This window comes from Trichococcus sp. TS_SC_9 (assembly GCF_056156325.1).
In genome coordinates this window covers 2,819,720-2,835,733 of the sequence record NZ_CM149591.1, presented here as the reverse complement: position 1 = coordinate 2,835,733, position 16,014 = coordinate 2,819,720, and the positions used below count along the sequence as shown (strand labels likewise).

Genomic DNA, 16,014 nt, shown 5'->3' with positions numbered 1-16,014 from the left:
ATTGGAGGAATTATAAAATGGAAAATATGACATGGTTACAATATTTCATCGATAACAACGGTGGCATGATGTTCGCAGCTTTAGGCGTCGCTTTGGCGGTCGGATTGGCGGGAACGGGTTCGGCAAAAGGAGTCGGTATGTGTGGTGAAGCCGCTGCTGCATTGATCAAGGAACAACCGGAAAAATTCGGTAAATCATTGATTCTGCAACTGTTGCCCGGTACGCAAGGTTTGTACGGTTTCGTTATCGGATTCCTGATTTATCTGCAAATGTCTCCTGAAATGACCGTTGCACAAGGAATGTATTATCTGATGGCCGGTCTGCCTATCGCAATCACTGGTTTGACTTCAGGTATCGCACAAGGCCGTGTATCTACAGCAGGTCTGCAGATTTTGGCTAAGAGAGAAGAGCACAACACAAAAGGGATCATCTATGCTGCCATGGTTGAAACGTATGCAATCCTAGGATTCGTTACATCATTCTTGTTGGTATTGAACGCTTAATTCTCAAAAGCTCCACAAGAATTAAGGAAAAAGTAAGGAGATGAGAAAGCGTGAAAGATCTACAATCCTTGTCTGAACAGATCCTGAATAAGACAAAAGCAAAAGGACAAAGCAAACTAGAGGATGCTGAAAAAATTTCTGTCGCAAAGATAGAAGAGAGCAGATTGACTCTGGTTGAACAACAAAAGGCGCGCAAAGCTGCCATTTTGAAAAAAGTTGCCAACGATTTTGATCGTGAGCGACAAACCTTGAAGAATAAAGAGCGCAATGCTGTTTTGAAAGAGAAACAGGTCATCCTGAAATCGGTCTTCCAGCAAGCTTTAGAAAAAATGAACACGTGGGATGAAACCCATTTTGCGCAATTCCTGAACGGGGTGCTATCCCAAGCTGACGATTCGAAAGCCTACAGCATTGTTCCGGGCGCAAAATCGGTCGCTCACTTTAAGGGGAAAGAGCTACAACAGCTGTTGGTCAAATATCCCGCTGTCAAGATTTCTGAGGAGACCATTCCGAATAAAGCCGGATTCATCCTTCAGGAAAGTGGAGTCGACTACAACTATTGCTTCGATGATCTGATCGAAGATGTAAAGAACGACTTCGCAGCAGAGCTGGCGAATTTAGCATTCCAAGACGAAAAGTAAAGGAGGGGCACTATGCAAGAGATTGATTACAAAGGCGTCAATACGATACTTCGCACCTACGAATTAAAATTATTGGCGGAAGCGGATTACGATCGGATGCTGAAAGCCTCTTCTTTAAAAGATGCCTTGGATGTTCTGAAAGGTACCGGTTATGAGTTTGACGAGAAAGAAACACTGGTGAACAAAAATTTCGAAGGTTTTCTCATGAAACATCTGGCGGAAGTCTATAAGGAATTGTTCAGCATCACGCCGGTTGCTGAGATTGTGGAATTATTCGCGTTGCGCTATACCTATCACAACCTGAAAGTGTTGTTGAAACAACGTTTTTCGGGTGAAGATTTGGAGCAGCTGTTGATCCCTATCGGTAAATATTCCATAGCCAGTCTGAAGAAATTGGTCGAAACCGGCGACGGCAACGACGAACATCCGATTCTGATAGATGGTGTTCAAGAGGCGATCCGCGATTTCGATGAAGGTCATCGCATCGAAGCAGCCACTATCTTTATGGACACTTATTATTTCAGGCATCTGCGTTCCATCAGCGACAAGCTCCAACATCCGAGCATCACGAAAATGGTGGATGGCATGATCGACCTCTATAACCTTTCGACCATGATCCGAAGCCTGAAACAAAATAAGCCCCGCGGTTTTCTCTATACGGTCTTATCCAGTTCAGGTTCGATTTCGAAACGTGATTTAATTGAAGAATCGATCAACGGACCAGGCGCGGTCATGCGCAAATATTATTTCAGCAAAGAATACGGTACACGCTTATCCAATATGATTTCCGAGACAACAAATGAAGTGGACACACAGAAGCTGGATAAACTTGTGGATGAACTGACCTATGAATTGATTGCAGAAGGCTTGTACCAACCATTCGGTCCGATTCCCTTGTTGGGTTATCTGTTTGCCAAAGAGAAGGAAGTCACCAATATTCGCTTGATTTTGGTTGGCAAAGACAATCAGATAGATGAACAAATTTTGAGAGAGAGGATGCGACCTGTATATGGCTCATAATATTGCAGTTGTGGGAGACAAAGATTCCATCCTTCCTTTTAAGATTTTGGGCTTCGCAGTATTTGCATGCCATAATGCCCAGACTGCCCGTGAAACGGTAGATCGCCTGGCGATGGAAAATTATGGGATCATTTATCTGACGGAAGAAATGGCAAAAGAAATACCTGATACAGTGCGCAGGTATGACAGCAGTGTCCAACCAGCCATCATCCTGATTCCGAACCATAAAGGTACGTTGAATATCGGGAAAAGCCGCATTCAGGAGAATGTGGAAAAAGCAGTTGGACAGAATATCTTATAATTTGGAGGGGACTTTTTTGAAAAATGGAAATATAATAAAAGTTTCCGGACCTTTAGTTATGGCGGAAGGAATGGAAGAAGCGAACATCCAAGATATTTGCCGCGTCGGCGAATTAGGATTGATCGGCGAAATCATCGAGATGCGTAATGATGTCGCATCCATTCAAGTTTATGAGGAGACTTCCGGTATTGGTCCTGGAGAACCGGTAATCACAACAGGGGAAGCTTTGTCGGTCGAATTGGGACCAGGGATCCTGTCGCAGATGTTTGACGGAATCCAGCGCCCTTTGCATACGTTCCGTGAAATTACTCAAAGTAACTATTTGGTGCGTGGGACGGATATCCCACCATTGAAGAGAGAAAACGTCTGGGAATTCAAAGCCACGAAGAAAGTCGGCGATCACGTCATAGCCGGTGATATTGTCGGTACCGTGCAGGAGACGAAAGTCATCGAGCACCGGATCATGGTTCCTTACGGCATCTCCGGTAAGCTGACTGCCATCCAGGATGGCAGCTACACCTTGGATGACACGGCCTATGTCATCGAAACGGAAGATGGCCCGAAAGAATTGACTATGCTGCAAAGATGGCCAGTCCGTCGCGGACGTCCATTCAAGCAAAAAATGAACCCGCACACGCCGATGGTTACCGGCCAACGGGTCATCGATACGTTCTTCCCGATCACAAAAGGTGGAGCAGCTGCTGTTCCGGGACCTTTCGGAGCAGGGAAAACCGTCGTACAGCACCAAATCGCAAAATACAGTGATGTGGATATCGTAATTTACGTCGGTTGCGGCGAACGCGGTAATGAAATGACGGACGTATTGAATGAATTTCCGGAATTGATCGATCCGAATACGGGTGAATCATTGATGGAGCGTACGATCCTTATCGCCAACACCTCCAACATGCCGGTTGCGGCGCGTGAAGCATCCATCTATACAGGCATCACGATCGCGGAATATTTCCGTGACATGGGTTACAGTGTAGCAATCATGGCTGACTCGACATCCCGTTGGGCAGAAGCTTTGCGCGAAATGTCGGGCCGTCTGGAAGAGATGCCTGGTGATGAAGGCTATCCAGCCTACCTAGGAAGCCGTGTAGCAGAGTATTACGAACGGGCAGGACGAGTATTGGCTTTAGGGTCGGAAGATCGTGAAGGAAGCATTACGGCCATTGGAGCGGTATCGCCTCCTGGTGGTGACACATCTGAACCGGTAACCCAAAATACATTGCGCGTCGTTAAAGTTTTCTGGGCGCTGGATGCCACGTTGGCACAAAAAAGACATTTCCCATCCATGAACTGGCTGACTTCCTATTCCCTTTACAATACCGAAGTCGGGGAATATCTGAATAATGCCTTACAGACGAAATGGTCTGAAATGGTTCAGCATGCGATGAACCTTCTGCAGGAAGAATCGGAATTGGAAGAAATCGTCCGTTTGGTCGGTATCGAATCCTTGTCCGAAAAAGACCGCATGACAATGGCGGTCGCGGAATCGTTGCGTGAGGACTATCTGCAACAGAACGCTTTCGATGATGTCGATACGTACACTTCCCGCAACAAGCAATTGGCGATGCTGGACATGATTCTGGACTTCGAAACAGAAGCCCGTGAAGCGATGCGTTTAGGCGCGTACTTCAATGAAATCATCGAAGGCACAGTTGCATTGCGCGATCGGATCGCAAGAAGTAAATATATCAGGGAAGAAGACCTTGCCGAAATGAAAAACATCAAGGCAGACATGAAGCAAAGATTGCATGAAATCGTTGCGGAAGGAGGGATGACGCACCATGCTTAAGGAATATAAAACAGTAACCGAAGTTGTAGGCCCGTTGATGATTGTAGAGCAGATTGAGGGAGTCAAATTCGACGAATTGGTTGAAATCCAAATGCAAAACGGCGAAATCCGCCATGGTCAAGTTTTGGAAGTCAGCAAAGATAAAGCGATGGTGCAGATTTTTGAAGGCCCAAGCGGGATCAACATCAAAGACACCAAAGTCCGTTTCCGTGGAAAACCACTTTCCATAGCTGTTTCTGAGGATATGGTAGGCCGTGTGTTCGATGGGATGGGCAATCCGATTGATGGCGGCCCGGAAATCATCCCGGAAATGAACTTGGATGTGAATGGACAGGCAATCAACCCTGTAGCGCGTGACTATCCGGATGAGTTCATCCAAACAGGTATTTCCGCCATCGACCATCTGAACACACTCGTAAGAGGGCAGAAACTTCCTGTATTCTCCGGCTCAGGTTTGCCGCATAAAGAATTAGCTGCACAAATCGCCCGTCAAGCGACGGTTTTGAACAGCGATGAAAAATTTGCGGTTGTATTTGCAGCCATGGGAATCACTTTTGAAGAAAAAGAATATTTCATGGAAGATTTCCGCAAGACAGGGGCGATCGATCGCTCCGTCATGTTCATCAACTTGGCGAACGATCCGGCCATCGAACGGATTGCCACACCCAAAATGGCTTTGACGGTCGCGGAATATTTGGCCTACGAAAAGGACATGCATGTCCTGGTCATCATGACTGACATGACCAACTATTGTGAGGCTTTGCGTGAAATTTCGGCAGCCCGTCGTGAAGTACCTGGTCGCCGTGGTTATCCAGGGTATTTGTACACGAACCTTGCCGCATTGTATGAGCGTGCAGGCCGCATCATCGGCAAAAAAGGCTCGGTGACTCAAATCCCGATCCTTTCCATGCCGGAGGATGACATTACGCATCCGATCCCTGATTTAACCGGGTACATCACTGAAGGCCAGATCATCCTTTCGCGTGAGTTGAACAACTCCGGCTTCAAGCCACCGATCAACGTGCTGCCTTCGCTTTCCCGTCTGAAGGACAAAGGTACCGGTGAAGGCAAGACAAGAAAAGACCATGCTCCGACCATGAACCAGCTGTTTGCGGCTTACGCAAAAGGAAAACAGGCAAAAGAATTGGCCGTCATCCTAGGGGAGTCCGCCTTGTCCAAGACAGACAAACTGTATGTGCAGTTCACGAAACGATTCGAAGAAGAATACATCAATCAGGGATTCTATACGAACCGCACGATCGAAGAGACTTTGGCTTTGGGTTGGGAACTGTTGTCCATCTTGCCGGTAACCGAACTTAAGAGAATCAAGAGCGATATGATCGATGAGTTTATGCCGAAGGGAGAGTGATCGTCCATGGCTAGATTGAATGTGAAGCCTACCCGGATGGAACTGTCCAATTTGAAATCGCGTCTGGTGCTGTCCACCCGTGGCCATAAACTGCTGAAGGATAAGCAAGATGAACTGATGCGTCAATTCATCTTGCTTATCCGCGAAAACAACCTCCTGAGGGACGAAGTCGAAAAAGAACTGACCGCCTCCATGCGTTCTTTCGTGGTAGCGAAGTCGCTTCTGAATGAGGCTTTCATCGAAGAATTGTTCGCCGTACCCGCTACTGCGGTTGAATTGGACATCCAAGAAAAAAATATCATGAGTGTCGTCGTTCCCCAAATGAACTTTTCGATAGCCAACAAAGACGAAAAATCAACGGATTTGCAGTACGGCTACGTAAACTCAAACGGTGAACTGGATGATGCGATCAAAAAGATCGAAGATATCCTTCCAAAATTGCTTAAATTATCGGAAATCGAAAAAACCTGCCAACTTCTTGCCGATGAGATCGAAAAGACAAGAAGGCGCGTAAATGCATTGGAATACAAAATGATTCCGCAGTTGCAGGAGACGATCCGTTACATTCAAATGAAACTCGAGGAGAACGAGCGATCCAGCATTGTCAGAATGATGAAAGTCAAAGACATGGGCGCTTCATGATGCCGCAGAACAAGACAGGGATATCCTTGTCTTGTTCTTTTTTGTCTTTCCGTCGCTGAAAACGGTAACTAACAAAATGTTGGCGGAAGACTCCAGTAAAGGTTTTAACCTTGACGAAATTGTGTTAAACTATGAAATAATAAACAGAACGCCGCATTAGGCTGTACGATGCTGTAAAAATATAATTGGATGGTGGGCATTAAATGACAGAAAAAGGATTGTTGATTGTCTTATCCGGACCTTCGGGAGTAGGCAAAGGGACTGTGAGACAAGCAATTTTTTCTCGTGGTGAACGGGAGTTCATATATTCAATTTCCGCTACGACCCGCAAAGCGCGCGAAGGGGAAGTGGATGGCAAAGATTATTTCTTCAAGGAAAGAGAAGAATTCGAGAGAATGATCGCCGATAATGAACTGTTGGAATATACCGAGTATGTAGGTAATTACTATGGTACGCCAATCGACTATGTAAGAAGAACGTTGGACACGGGAAAAGATATTTTTCTGGAGATCGAAGTTCAAGGTGCCATGCAAGTGAAGGAACGGATGCCTGAAGGGATATTCATCTTCTTGACGCCTCCTGATATGACGGAACTGGAATCACGGATCGTAAATCGCGGTACGGATGAGTCTCCGATCATCAAGCAAAGAATGGAAAAGGCTATTGAAGAGCTCAGTTTGATGCGTTATTATGATTATGCGGTAGAAAACGACACAGTAGAGAATGCGGTACAGAAAGTGCTTGGCATCATCCAAAGCGAACACTTGAAAGTTTCACGGATTCTGGATACCATCTGTGCGGATGAAAGGGAGTAAAATATTATGATGTTATATCCTTCGATCGATAAATTGTTGGAGCAAGTGGATTCAAAATATTCAATGGTCATTCTTTCAAGCAAAAGAGCGCACCAATTACATGATCGCTCCGAACCTTTATTGGACACTTACCAGTCATTCAAGAATGTCGGACGTGCGCTGGAAGAAGTAGTTGCCGGCGAATTGGAAATCGATCCGAAATCCATCATCCCTGAAAGATAACAGAATAGGAATGAAAAAAGACTACTGTTTTTGAACTTCAAAATCAGTAGTTTTATTTTTTTGATGCCGAAAACTCCGACAAGACTTTATCGGCATAATTTAGTAATATAGTTGTTAGAAAAAGAAGGGGAGGGCTTTATTTGCAAATTGCAAAAGTGATTGTCGATATACCTGCAATGCAGACCAATCGTCCCTTTGATTATGCGATCCCTCCTGCTATGGAGCACAAATTAGGCAAAGGCATGCGCGTTGAGGTGCCTTTCAACAAACGCATCATCCAAGGGTTCATAACGGAAATTTCTGATTATACCGATTTTGAAGGGGAACTGAAGGAAATAATCCAACCTTTGGATATCGAGCCGGCTTTGACCGAAGAGCTGCTTCTGTTGGGCGAGGAAATGGCGGAAACCGTTTATGCCTATCGGATCCATTGTTACCAGACAATGTTGCCGCCTTTGATGAAGGCGAAGTACGAAAAAGAAATAGAGATTGTCGATGAATTGGATGAGGAGACTTTCTACGGACTTTTTCAAGGGAAAAGCAAAATGAGTTGGGAAAATGCCGTCGATCAAGGCATTTTGCCGCAACTGATCGAATTGAAGCGAGCCGGGAAGATTGAAGTCAATTACATCCTCAAAAACCAGGCGAAAGCAAAAATGGTGCAGGTTTATTATTCCGATCTGGAAATGGATAGTCTGGAAGACGCATACCGCAGCCTGAAAAAATCGGCCAAGCAACAGCAAGCCTTGTTGGCGGCAATCATGTCCATGAACGGAACACCGTTGACGTCCAAGGAATACAAGGACCAATTCGATATCGCTTCAGGCACGATCCGGAACGGAGTGGAAAAGGGATGGTTAAAAGCAGCGGACCGGGAAATACTCCGGGATCCTTTTAAGGATAGGCTGTTCAAAAAAACGGAAGCGATGCCCCTTTCGGATGAACAAATGGTAGCTTTTCAGACGATCGGTGCCAGCATCAAGGAAGAACGGCATGCGGTTTTTCTGCTGCAAGGCGTTACTGGAAGCGGAAAGACCGAAGTCTACCTTCAATTGATCGCTGAAGTGATCAAACAAGGCAAGACTGCCTTGATGCTCGTCCCCGAAATCGCTTTGACTCCGCAGATGGTCAACCACTTCAAGAGCCGTTTTGGAGACCGCGTGGCAGTGATGCACAGTGCGTTGTCGTCGGGGGAGAAATACGACGAGTGGCGCAAAATCCACCGCGGCGACGCCGATGTCGTAGTTGGCGCGCGTTCTTCCATTTTTGCTCCGGTTGAAAATATCGGCATCATCATTATGGATGAAGAGCACGAGAGCACCTACAAACAGGACGAAAATCCGAAGTATCATGCCCGGAATATAGCGATTTGGCGCGGGCAGCATAACCATTGCCCGGTTGTCCTGGGAAGCGCGACGCCTTCGCTGGAGTCGCGGGCCAGGGCACAAAAAAAAGTCTACACATTGGTCGAATTGAAAGGACGCTTCAATCAACGCGCGCTGCCCCAAGTCGAAATTGTCGATATGCGTGATGAATTCAAAGCGAACAACCGCAGCAGTTTTTCCATGGTCCTGCAGGAAAAAATCACGGACCGTCTTCAGAAGAAACAGCAAATTGTGCTGATGCTGAACAAAAGAGGCTATTCCTCTTTTATCATGTGCCGGGATTGCGGTTTCGTCCTCGAGTGCCCGAATTGCGACATCAGTCTGACTTTGCATATGGACAGCAAAACGATGAAGTGCCATTACTGCGGCCATGAAGAAGAAATACCCAATACTTGTCCCAAATGCAAGGGACACAATTTCCGTTATTACGGAACGGGAACCCAAAAAATCGAGGAAGAACTGCAGGCGCTCTTCCCGGATGCACGCATTTTGCGTATGGATGTGGATACCACCCGTAAGAAAGGCGGCCATGAAGCTATCCTGTCTGCATTCGGAAAAGGAGAGGCCGACATCCTGCTGGGCACACAGATGATCGCAAAAGGATTGGACTTTCCCAACATCACGTTGGTCGGCGTCATCAATGCCGATACTTCATTGGGGCTGCCGGATTTCCGCTCTTCGGAAAGGACGTTCCAGCTGCTGACCCAAGTCAGTGGCCGCGCAGGTCGTGCGGAGTTGTCCGGGGAGGTGGTCGTGCAATCCTATAATCCGGATCATTACGCCATCCTTTTTGCCCAACAGCACAATTACGAAGGCTTTTACCGTACCGAGATGGCGCTGCGGCATAAAGCGGGTTATCCGCCTTATTTTTATACCGCGCTCATAACGGTAAGCAACCCTGACGAAAAAAAAGCCCAGAAGAAAATTTATGAAATCCATGAAATCCTTCAAAAAAAGCTTGAGGCTGACACGATCATGCTCGGGCCATCCAAAGGGTCCATCGCGAGAGTGAACAATCGCTATTATTTTCAGATATTAGTGAAATACAAACAGGAAACCAAACTACATCCGGCATTGAAACAGATATTGGATGAGTCACAAAAAGAAAATGCACGTGGTCTCTACATTTCGATCGATTCAGAACCGGTCAATTTCTTCTAGGAGGTATATAAATGAAAAAAATCATTTTTATGGGCACCCCGGAATTTTCAGTGCCCATTTTAGAGGCTTTATTGCAGCATGATTATGATGTGATCGCAGTTGTCACACAACCGGACCGTCCGGTTGGCAGAAAGAAACTGTTGACGCCTTCCCCAGTGAAGGAAGCCGCATTGAAGCATGGTCTGCCGGTCTATCAGCCGGAAAAAATTTCCGGTTCACCAGAAATGGCTGAACTGATTGCCTTGGAGCCGGATCTGATTGTGACAGCGGCCTATGGACAATTCCTGCCGGTCAAGCTGCTGAACGCTCCCCGTTTCCGCTCCATCAATGTGCATGCTTCTTTGTTGCCGAAATATCGCGGGGGCGCTCCTGTCCATTACGCCATCATCAATGGGGAAAAAGAAACAGGAGTCTCCATCATGTACATGGAGAAAAAAATGGATGCCGGGGCTGTGTTGGCGCAGGAAGCCATACCCATCACCGAGGCAGATGATGTCGGAACGATGTTCTTGAAGTTGAGCGAATTGGGCAAAAATCTTTTGATCGAAACATTGCCTGAATTTTTCCAAGGCAAACTCGTGGCAGCAGAACAGGATGAGTCCGTAGCCACCTTTTCGCCGAACATCAAGCGCGAAGAGGAACGCATCGATTGGTCCGAAACGGCCGCACAAGTGGCTTGCCAAGTCCGAGGCATGCGTCCGTGGCCAGTGGCGCACACGCTCTTGGACGGGCAAAGGATCAAAGTATGGGCTGGACAGGCTGTCGAGCTGACCACTGCTGATGAACCCGGCACGGTGTTTGCAACAGACAAGGAAGCTCTGTATGTGGCATGCGGGGAGCGCACTGTCTTCAAAATGACGGAACTCCAACCTGCCGGGAAAAAACGCATGTCAGCGGCGGACTACTTGCGGGGCAGCGCCTGCGAAATCCAAGAAGGTACAAGGTTCGAAACGGATGGACAATAAACTCAAAAACAAAATCAAGCACACAGTCCGTTATCTGGCTGTCGATATATTGGAAAGCGTAGAGAATGAAGGCGCGTATTCCAATCTGCTGCTGAACAAAGTCATCCAAGCCGAGAAATTATCACCGAAAGATGCCGGCTTGTTGACTGAAATCGTCTATGGTGTCATCCAGCGAAAAATGACTTTGGATTATGGCCTTTCGGCATACATCAAGGATCCCAAAAAACAACTTTCTTGGGTGACTAATTTATTGCGCGTCTCTGCTTATCAGATGGTCTATTTGACGAAGGTTCCGGATCATGCCGTCCTTTTCGATGCGGCTGAGATAGCGAAAGCTAAAGGCCATACGGGCATCGCCAGTTATGTGAATGGCGTCCTGCGGAATGTGCAGCGGAATGGGCTGCGGGACTGGAAAACGATCAGCAACGCTAAGAAACGCATCAGTGTAGGGGCGAGCATGCCGAAATGGCTTGTCGCCTATTTCATCGAAAAAATCGGCATCGAGGAAACCGAAAAAATGGCGTTTTCCTTATTGGAAGATCCCTTCGTATCGGTTCGATTGCAGTCGCAGGCAATGTCCCGGGAAGAGGCGATTGCGCTGTTGCAAGCAGATGGTTTCGATGTGGTCCCAAGTCCGATTTCAGCTTCGGGCATCCGGATTCACGGCGGGAAAATCGTTGACTCCCCGCTGTTCAAAGAGGGCATCCTTACGATTCAGGACGAATCGAGCCAGTTGGTCGCGCCGGTAGGAGAGCTGGAAAAGGATTTTCTGGTTTTGGACAGTTGTGCCGCACCGGGTGGGAAGACGACGCACATGGCCAGTTATCTCTCGGCTTCGGAAAACGGCAAAGTCATCGCCTTGGATATGTATGAGCACAAGATAAGCCTAATCAACCAAAATGCCGAGCGTCTGCACGTAGCCGATCGCATCGAAACCCGCGTGATGGATGCCAAAGAAGCAGGCACAGTATTTGCACCGGAGTCCTTTGATGCCATCTTCGTGGATGCACCCTGTTCTGGGTTGGGTTTGATGCGCAGAAAGCCGGAAATCAAATATGTGAAAAATATGCAGGACTTTTTGGACTTGCATCAAGAGCAACTTTTGATACTGGACTCCGTCAGTTCCCTGTTAAAAAAAGGTGGACGTTTGGTATACAGTACATGTACACTAACTAAAGAAGAGAATCAAATGACTGTCCAGACATTCATTGAAAATCATGCCGAATTTGCAATCGTCCCGATACACTCCGATTCTTTGGATAAAAAATCTTTCACTCCTGAAGGATTTGTGCAGATATATCCGCATGATTATGGAACTGATGGATTCTTCATCAGCTGTATGGTAAAAAGGTAAATGATTAAGAAAGAATTGAGGGGAAAGAATGCAGATAGCCTTCAAAAGTGATAGAGGCAAAAATAGAGCAATCAATCAAGATTATGTAAGTTATTTCGTGAATGAAGCCCAGCAATCGCTCATGATCGTATGCGATGGCATGGGTGGCCATAAGGCTGGTGATGTCGCCAGCGAAATGGGGGTATCCCACCTGGGTGCAGCTTGGAAGGGATCCCGTTTCACGAACAGCGAAGAATTGTCCCGTTGGCTGATCGCCAACATCCAGCGCGTCAATGATCTGGTTTTTCAAAAATCATTGGATTACAGTGACCTGGATGGAATGGGGACGACCTTGGTGGCTGCGGCCATCGTAGGCAAGGAAATCATTATTGCCAATATCGGCGACAGTCGGGCTTATGTCTACAGAAATTATAAACTCCGTCAAATCACGGAAGACCATTCCTTGGTGAATGAATTCATCAAGTCAGGGGAAATAACCCCGGAAGAAGCGCAGCATCATCCAAGAAAGAACATTTTGACGCGTTCCTTGGGTGTTTCCAGGAAACTGGATATCGATATCATGGCCATGCCGCTTGTGCAGGGTGATTTGTTGCTTCTTTGTTCCGATGGCTTGACCAACATGATGGATGATGAAGAAATTGCCCAGATGCTGAAGGAATGGCTTCCGCTTGAAGAAAAAGTCCTTTCTTTGGTCGATAAAGCGAATGCGGCTGGCGGCTTGGACAACATCACAGTACTTTTGGCTGATTTTACTGATAGAGAGGGGGAACCGATGTGGAGGCAGGAAAGAAATTAGGCGGGCGCTATAAAATCGTCCGTCATATCGGAAGCGGCGGGATGGCGAACGTTTATCTGGGCCATGATCTGATTTTAGATCGTCCGGTCGCCATCAAAGTGTTGCGTTTTGACTTCCGTGACAATAAGGATGCCCTGCGCCGTTTTCAGCGTGAAGCCCTCTCAGCCACACAATTGATCCATCCGAACATCGTAGGTGTATATGATGTGGATGAAGAAGATGAAGTGCAATACATCGTGATGGAATTCATCGATGGCACGGATTTGAAAAAATATATCGACATTCAAGGCAGGGTTTCGCCGGAGAAGTCGATCCATATCATGCACCAAGTTTTGTCGGCTGTGGCGTTGGCCCACAAAAATCGGATCATCCATAGGGACATCAAACCACAAAATATTCTGATCGATAATCAGGACCGCATCAAAATTACCGATTTCGGAATTGCTGTTGCACTATCGGAAACATCGATCACCCAGACGAATACGCTATTGGGCTCCGTCCATTACTTGTCTCCAGAGCAAGCCAGAGGAAGTATGGCCACTTCAAAATCAGACATCTACGCTTTAGGAGTTGTCCTGTACGAATTACTTAGCGGGGCGGTCCCATTCGATGGAGAATCAGCTGTCAGCGTCGCCCTGAAGCATTTTCAGGAACCGATGCCTTTCATTCGGAAGAATCATCCGGAGATCCCTCAAAGTTTGGAAAATGTCATCATGAAGGCCACGGCGAAAGAACCTCTAGATCGTTACGCCACCTGTGAAGAAATGATGGCGGATCTCGATACTTGCTTGAATGAGGAGCGCTTGCACGAAGCACCTTTTATGCCAGTGTCGCTGTTGCAGGAAACAAAAGTACTCACACCTTTATCAGCTGAAGTCGTAGCCAAAGCGGACAGCGATAAAACGATTGTTTCACCTCCAACAACCGTGAAAGCTGAACCGATCCACGAATACGAATCAGGGCGGGAGGTCGCTGGAGGCAAGAAAAAACGAAAGAAATGGACATTCGTTCTCTTCGTGGTGTTGCTGCTGAGTCTGATTGCCAGCTTTTTCTTCTTCTTTTACAATAACCAGGAAGCAGATGCAGTGACTGTGCCGGATGTGTCCGATATGGATCAAGCCAGTGCACGGCTTGCATTGGAAGATGCGGGATTGGTATTGGGGAATATAACGGAAGAATACAGCGATGAAGTCGAAGAAGATGCTGTCATTGAAACGTCGCCGAAAATCGGTGCATCCGTTAAAGCCGGTGATGAAATCGACCTGGTCATCAGTCTGGGCGAGGAATTGTTCACGCTTCTCGACTATGAAGGGCAAGAATATGACAGTGTTCTGGAAGACTTGCGTAAAGAAGGCTTTACGATCGAAAGGACACATGAATTCAGCAGCGAAGTCGCTGAAGGCGACATCATCAGCCAGAGCTTAGAGCCTGGCGCGGAAGTGAAACCAAGCGAAACTACGCTGTCATTTCTGGTGAGTGACGGAAATGAATCCTATACTATGCGCGATCTATCGGGATATACGAGAAAGAGCGTCGAGGATTATGCAGGACAATACGGGCTCGCGTTGACGGTCACTGAAGCTTATTCAGATACGATTGCAGCAGGCTTGGTCGTAAGCCAAAGTCTTGCAGGCGGGTCTCCATTTGTATCTGGGGATGCCTTGAATGTGGTGATTTCGATAGGTCCTGAAGAGCCGCAAGTGGTTTCCTTCAGCCGTACCATCACGATTCCCTATCTCGCGGCAGCCGCACCGCAACCCGCTTCTGAGAGCAGCAACAGTCAAGGCAGCGAAAATGCCAACAGCAATGCGGCCGTCAGTAGTTCCACCAACGAACCCAACCACATCGTCATTTATGTGCAGGACGAAGATCATGTCCTCAGTGACGTTTTCCGTGAGTTCGATATAGCAGCGGATGAGGTCGTGACATTGAATTTCCGTATTCTGGAAGGCAACTCAGCTTCTTACCGGATCGAAAGAGATGGCGAAGTCATCAACGAAGCTTCGGAACTTAAACAATAGAAATATATAGGCTACAAAAATGACAAACATCAAAATGGTTTGTCATTTTTTTGTAGAACAGTGTAGAATAGAGAGAAAGAACTAAACTAGGAGGCGTTGTCGATTTGCAAAAAGGACAAGTCAGGAAAGCAATAAGCGGATTTTATTATATATATGTGGACGGTCAAACGTATCAGACGAGAGGAAGAGGGAACTTCCGCGTGAAAAACATGGCTCCGCTTATTGGGGATTTTGTCGATTTCGAAAGTGACAACTTAACGGAGGGTGTTCTGTTGGACATCTACCCAAGGAAAAATGAATTGATTCGTCCGACTGTGGCGAATGTCGATTTTGGCGTCATTGTGATGTCGGCGATCGAACCCGATTTTTCTTCCTATTTGGTGGATCGTTTCTTGGTTTACCTGGAAGCAAACAACATCAGTCCCATCATCTACGTTACAAAAATAGATCTGTTGGATGAAAAAGCCAAGAAGGATATGCTTCAGTACAAAACTTACTATGAATCGATCGGATACACGATGATTTTATCGGATTATCCCGAGGGAGCTTCCTCTTTGGAGGAGTTGGTTACGACCATGGGCAAAGGGATGGCTGTGTTTATGGGCCAATCCGGTGCCGGGAAATCCACATTGTTGAATCAATTGATGCCCAAATTGGATTTGCTGACAGGCGAAATTTCGACCGCCTTGGGTAGGGGTCGCCATACGACGCGGCATGTCGAGTTGCATCCTGTTGGGGAGGCTCTGATTGCCGATACACCCGGTTTCAGCACAATTGACTTGATCGACATTGAAGCGGTCGATCTGCCTTCTTTTTTCCCGGATTTTGAAGCGCTACGCGATCAATGCCGATTCGGCGGTTGCATGCACATCAATGAGCCGAATTGCCGGGTGAAAGAGGCAGTTGCCTCCGGAGAGGTTGCCCCGTACAGGTACGAACACTATCTGCAGTTCCATGAGGAAATCGTCGGACGCAAACCGATGTACATAAAAAAAAATAAGAGATAAGGTGTGTGTGA

15 protein-coding genes are annotated in these 16,014 nt (G+C 47.0%); all 15 read left to right on the top strand.

Translation table 11 applies throughout. From position 1 onward, the window contains the following. Positions 1-26 precede the first annotated feature (26 nt). The 15 genes from AC0J5I_RS13740 (at position 27) to rsgA (ending at position 16,003) form a co-directional block, all read left to right on the top strand. Positions 27-503 carry a V-type ATP synthase subunit K gene (locus AC0J5I_RS13740; protein ID WP_407701483.1) on the top strand — a complete coding sequence of 159 codons (477 nt, stop codon included), beginning with the start codon at positions 27-29 and terminating at the stop codon, positions 501-503. A 50-nt stretch (positions 504-553) separates the two neighbouring features. After that, positions 554-1,144, top strand: coding sequence for a V-type ATP synthase subunit E (locus AC0J5I_RS13735; RefSeq protein WP_107995831.1), 591 nt, complete (start codon positions 554-556; stop codon positions 1,142-1,144). 12 nt (positions 1,145-1,156) lie between these two features. Next, complete coding sequence (locus AC0J5I_RS13730) at positions 1,157-2,164, top strand: V-type ATPase subunit (protein WP_475301035.1); 1,008 nt, start codon at positions 1,157-1,159, stop codon at positions 2,162-2,164. Further along, positions 2,154-2,465 carry a V-type ATP synthase subunit F gene (locus AC0J5I_RS13725; RefSeq protein WP_107995829.1) on the top strand — a complete coding sequence of 104 codons (312 nt, stop codon included), beginning with the start codon at positions 2,154-2,156 and terminating at the stop codon, positions 2,463-2,465. The genes AC0J5I_RS13730 and AC0J5I_RS13725 overlap by 11 nt, the downstream gene beginning before the upstream one ends. Positions 2,466-2,481: 16 nt before the next feature. Further along, a complete protein-coding gene (locus tag AC0J5I_RS13720) occupies positions 2,482-4,266 on the top strand; it encodes a V-type ATP synthase subunit A (protein WP_107995828.1) in 1,785 nt (594 codons plus the stop codon). Then, the gene (locus tag AC0J5I_RS13715) at positions 4,259-5,635 is read left to right on the top strand and encodes a V-type ATP synthase subunit B (RefSeq protein ID WP_107995827.1); all 1,377 of its coding nucleotides are present in this window, start codon (positions 4,259-4,261) and stop codon (positions 5,633-5,635) included. The genes AC0J5I_RS13720 and AC0J5I_RS13715 overlap by 8 nt, the downstream gene beginning before the upstream one ends. Positions 5,636-5,641: 6 nt before the next feature. Then, on the top strand, positions 5,642-6,277 hold the full coding sequence (locus AC0J5I_RS13710; protein WP_107995826.1) for a V-type ATP synthase subunit D: 636 nt from the start codon (positions 5,642-5,644) through the stop codon (positions 6,275-6,277). A gap of 203 nt (positions 6,278-6,480) precedes the next feature. Further along, positions 6,481-7,092, top strand: coding sequence for a guanylate kinase (gmk, locus tag AC0J5I_RS13705; protein ID WP_068562164.1), 612 nt, complete (start codon positions 6,481-6,483; stop codon positions 7,090-7,092). A 6-nt stretch (positions 7,093-7,098) separates the two neighbouring features. Beyond that, the gene (rpoZ, locus tag AC0J5I_RS13700; RefSeq protein ID WP_086628158.1) at positions 7,099-7,314 is read left to right on the top strand and encodes a DNA-directed RNA polymerase subunit omega; all 216 of its coding nucleotides are present in this window, start codon (positions 7,099-7,101) and stop codon (positions 7,312-7,314) included. Positions 7,315-7,454: 140 nt separating this feature from the next. After that, the gene (gene priA, locus AC0J5I_RS13695) at positions 7,455-9,860 is read left to right on the top strand and encodes a primosomal protein N' (RefSeq protein ID WP_475301025.1); all 2,406 of its coding nucleotides are present in this window, start codon (positions 7,455-7,457) and stop codon (positions 9,858-9,860) included. 11 nt (positions 9,861-9,871) lie between these two features. Further along, positions 9,872-10,825, top strand: coding sequence for a methionyl-tRNA formyltransferase (gene fmt / locus AC0J5I_RS13690; protein ID WP_475301023.1), 954 nt, complete (start codon positions 9,872-9,874; stop codon positions 10,823-10,825). After that, on the top strand, positions 10,815-12,179 hold the full coding sequence (rsmB, locus tag AC0J5I_RS13685) for a 16S rRNA (cytosine(967)-C(5))-methyltransferase RsmB (protein ID WP_475301021.1): 1,365 nt from the start codon (positions 10,815-10,817) through the stop codon (positions 12,177-12,179). The genes fmt and rsmB overlap by 11 nt, the downstream gene beginning before the upstream one ends. 28 nt (positions 12,180-12,207) lie before the next feature. Continuing rightward, positions 12,208-12,975, top strand: a complete 768-nt coding sequence (locus AC0J5I_RS13680; RefSeq protein WP_107995823.1) for a Stp1/IreP family PP2C-type Ser/Thr phosphatase — start codon at positions 12,208-12,210, stop codon at positions 12,973-12,975. Then, positions 12,954-14,996, top strand: a complete 2,043-nt coding sequence (pknB, locus tag AC0J5I_RS13675; RefSeq protein WP_475301017.1) for a Stk1 family PASTA domain-containing Ser/Thr kinase — start codon at positions 12,954-12,956, stop codon at positions 14,994-14,996. The genes AC0J5I_RS13680 and pknB overlap by 22 nt, the downstream gene beginning before the upstream one ends. A gap of 104 nt (positions 14,997-15,100) precedes the next feature. After that, positions 15,101-16,003 carry a ribosome small subunit-dependent GTPase A gene (rsgA, locus tag AC0J5I_RS13670; RefSeq protein WP_475301013.1) on the top strand — a complete coding sequence of 301 codons (903 nt, stop codon included), beginning with the start codon at positions 15,101-15,103 and terminating at the stop codon, positions 16,001-16,003. Positions 16,004-16,014 lie beyond the last annotated feature (11 nt).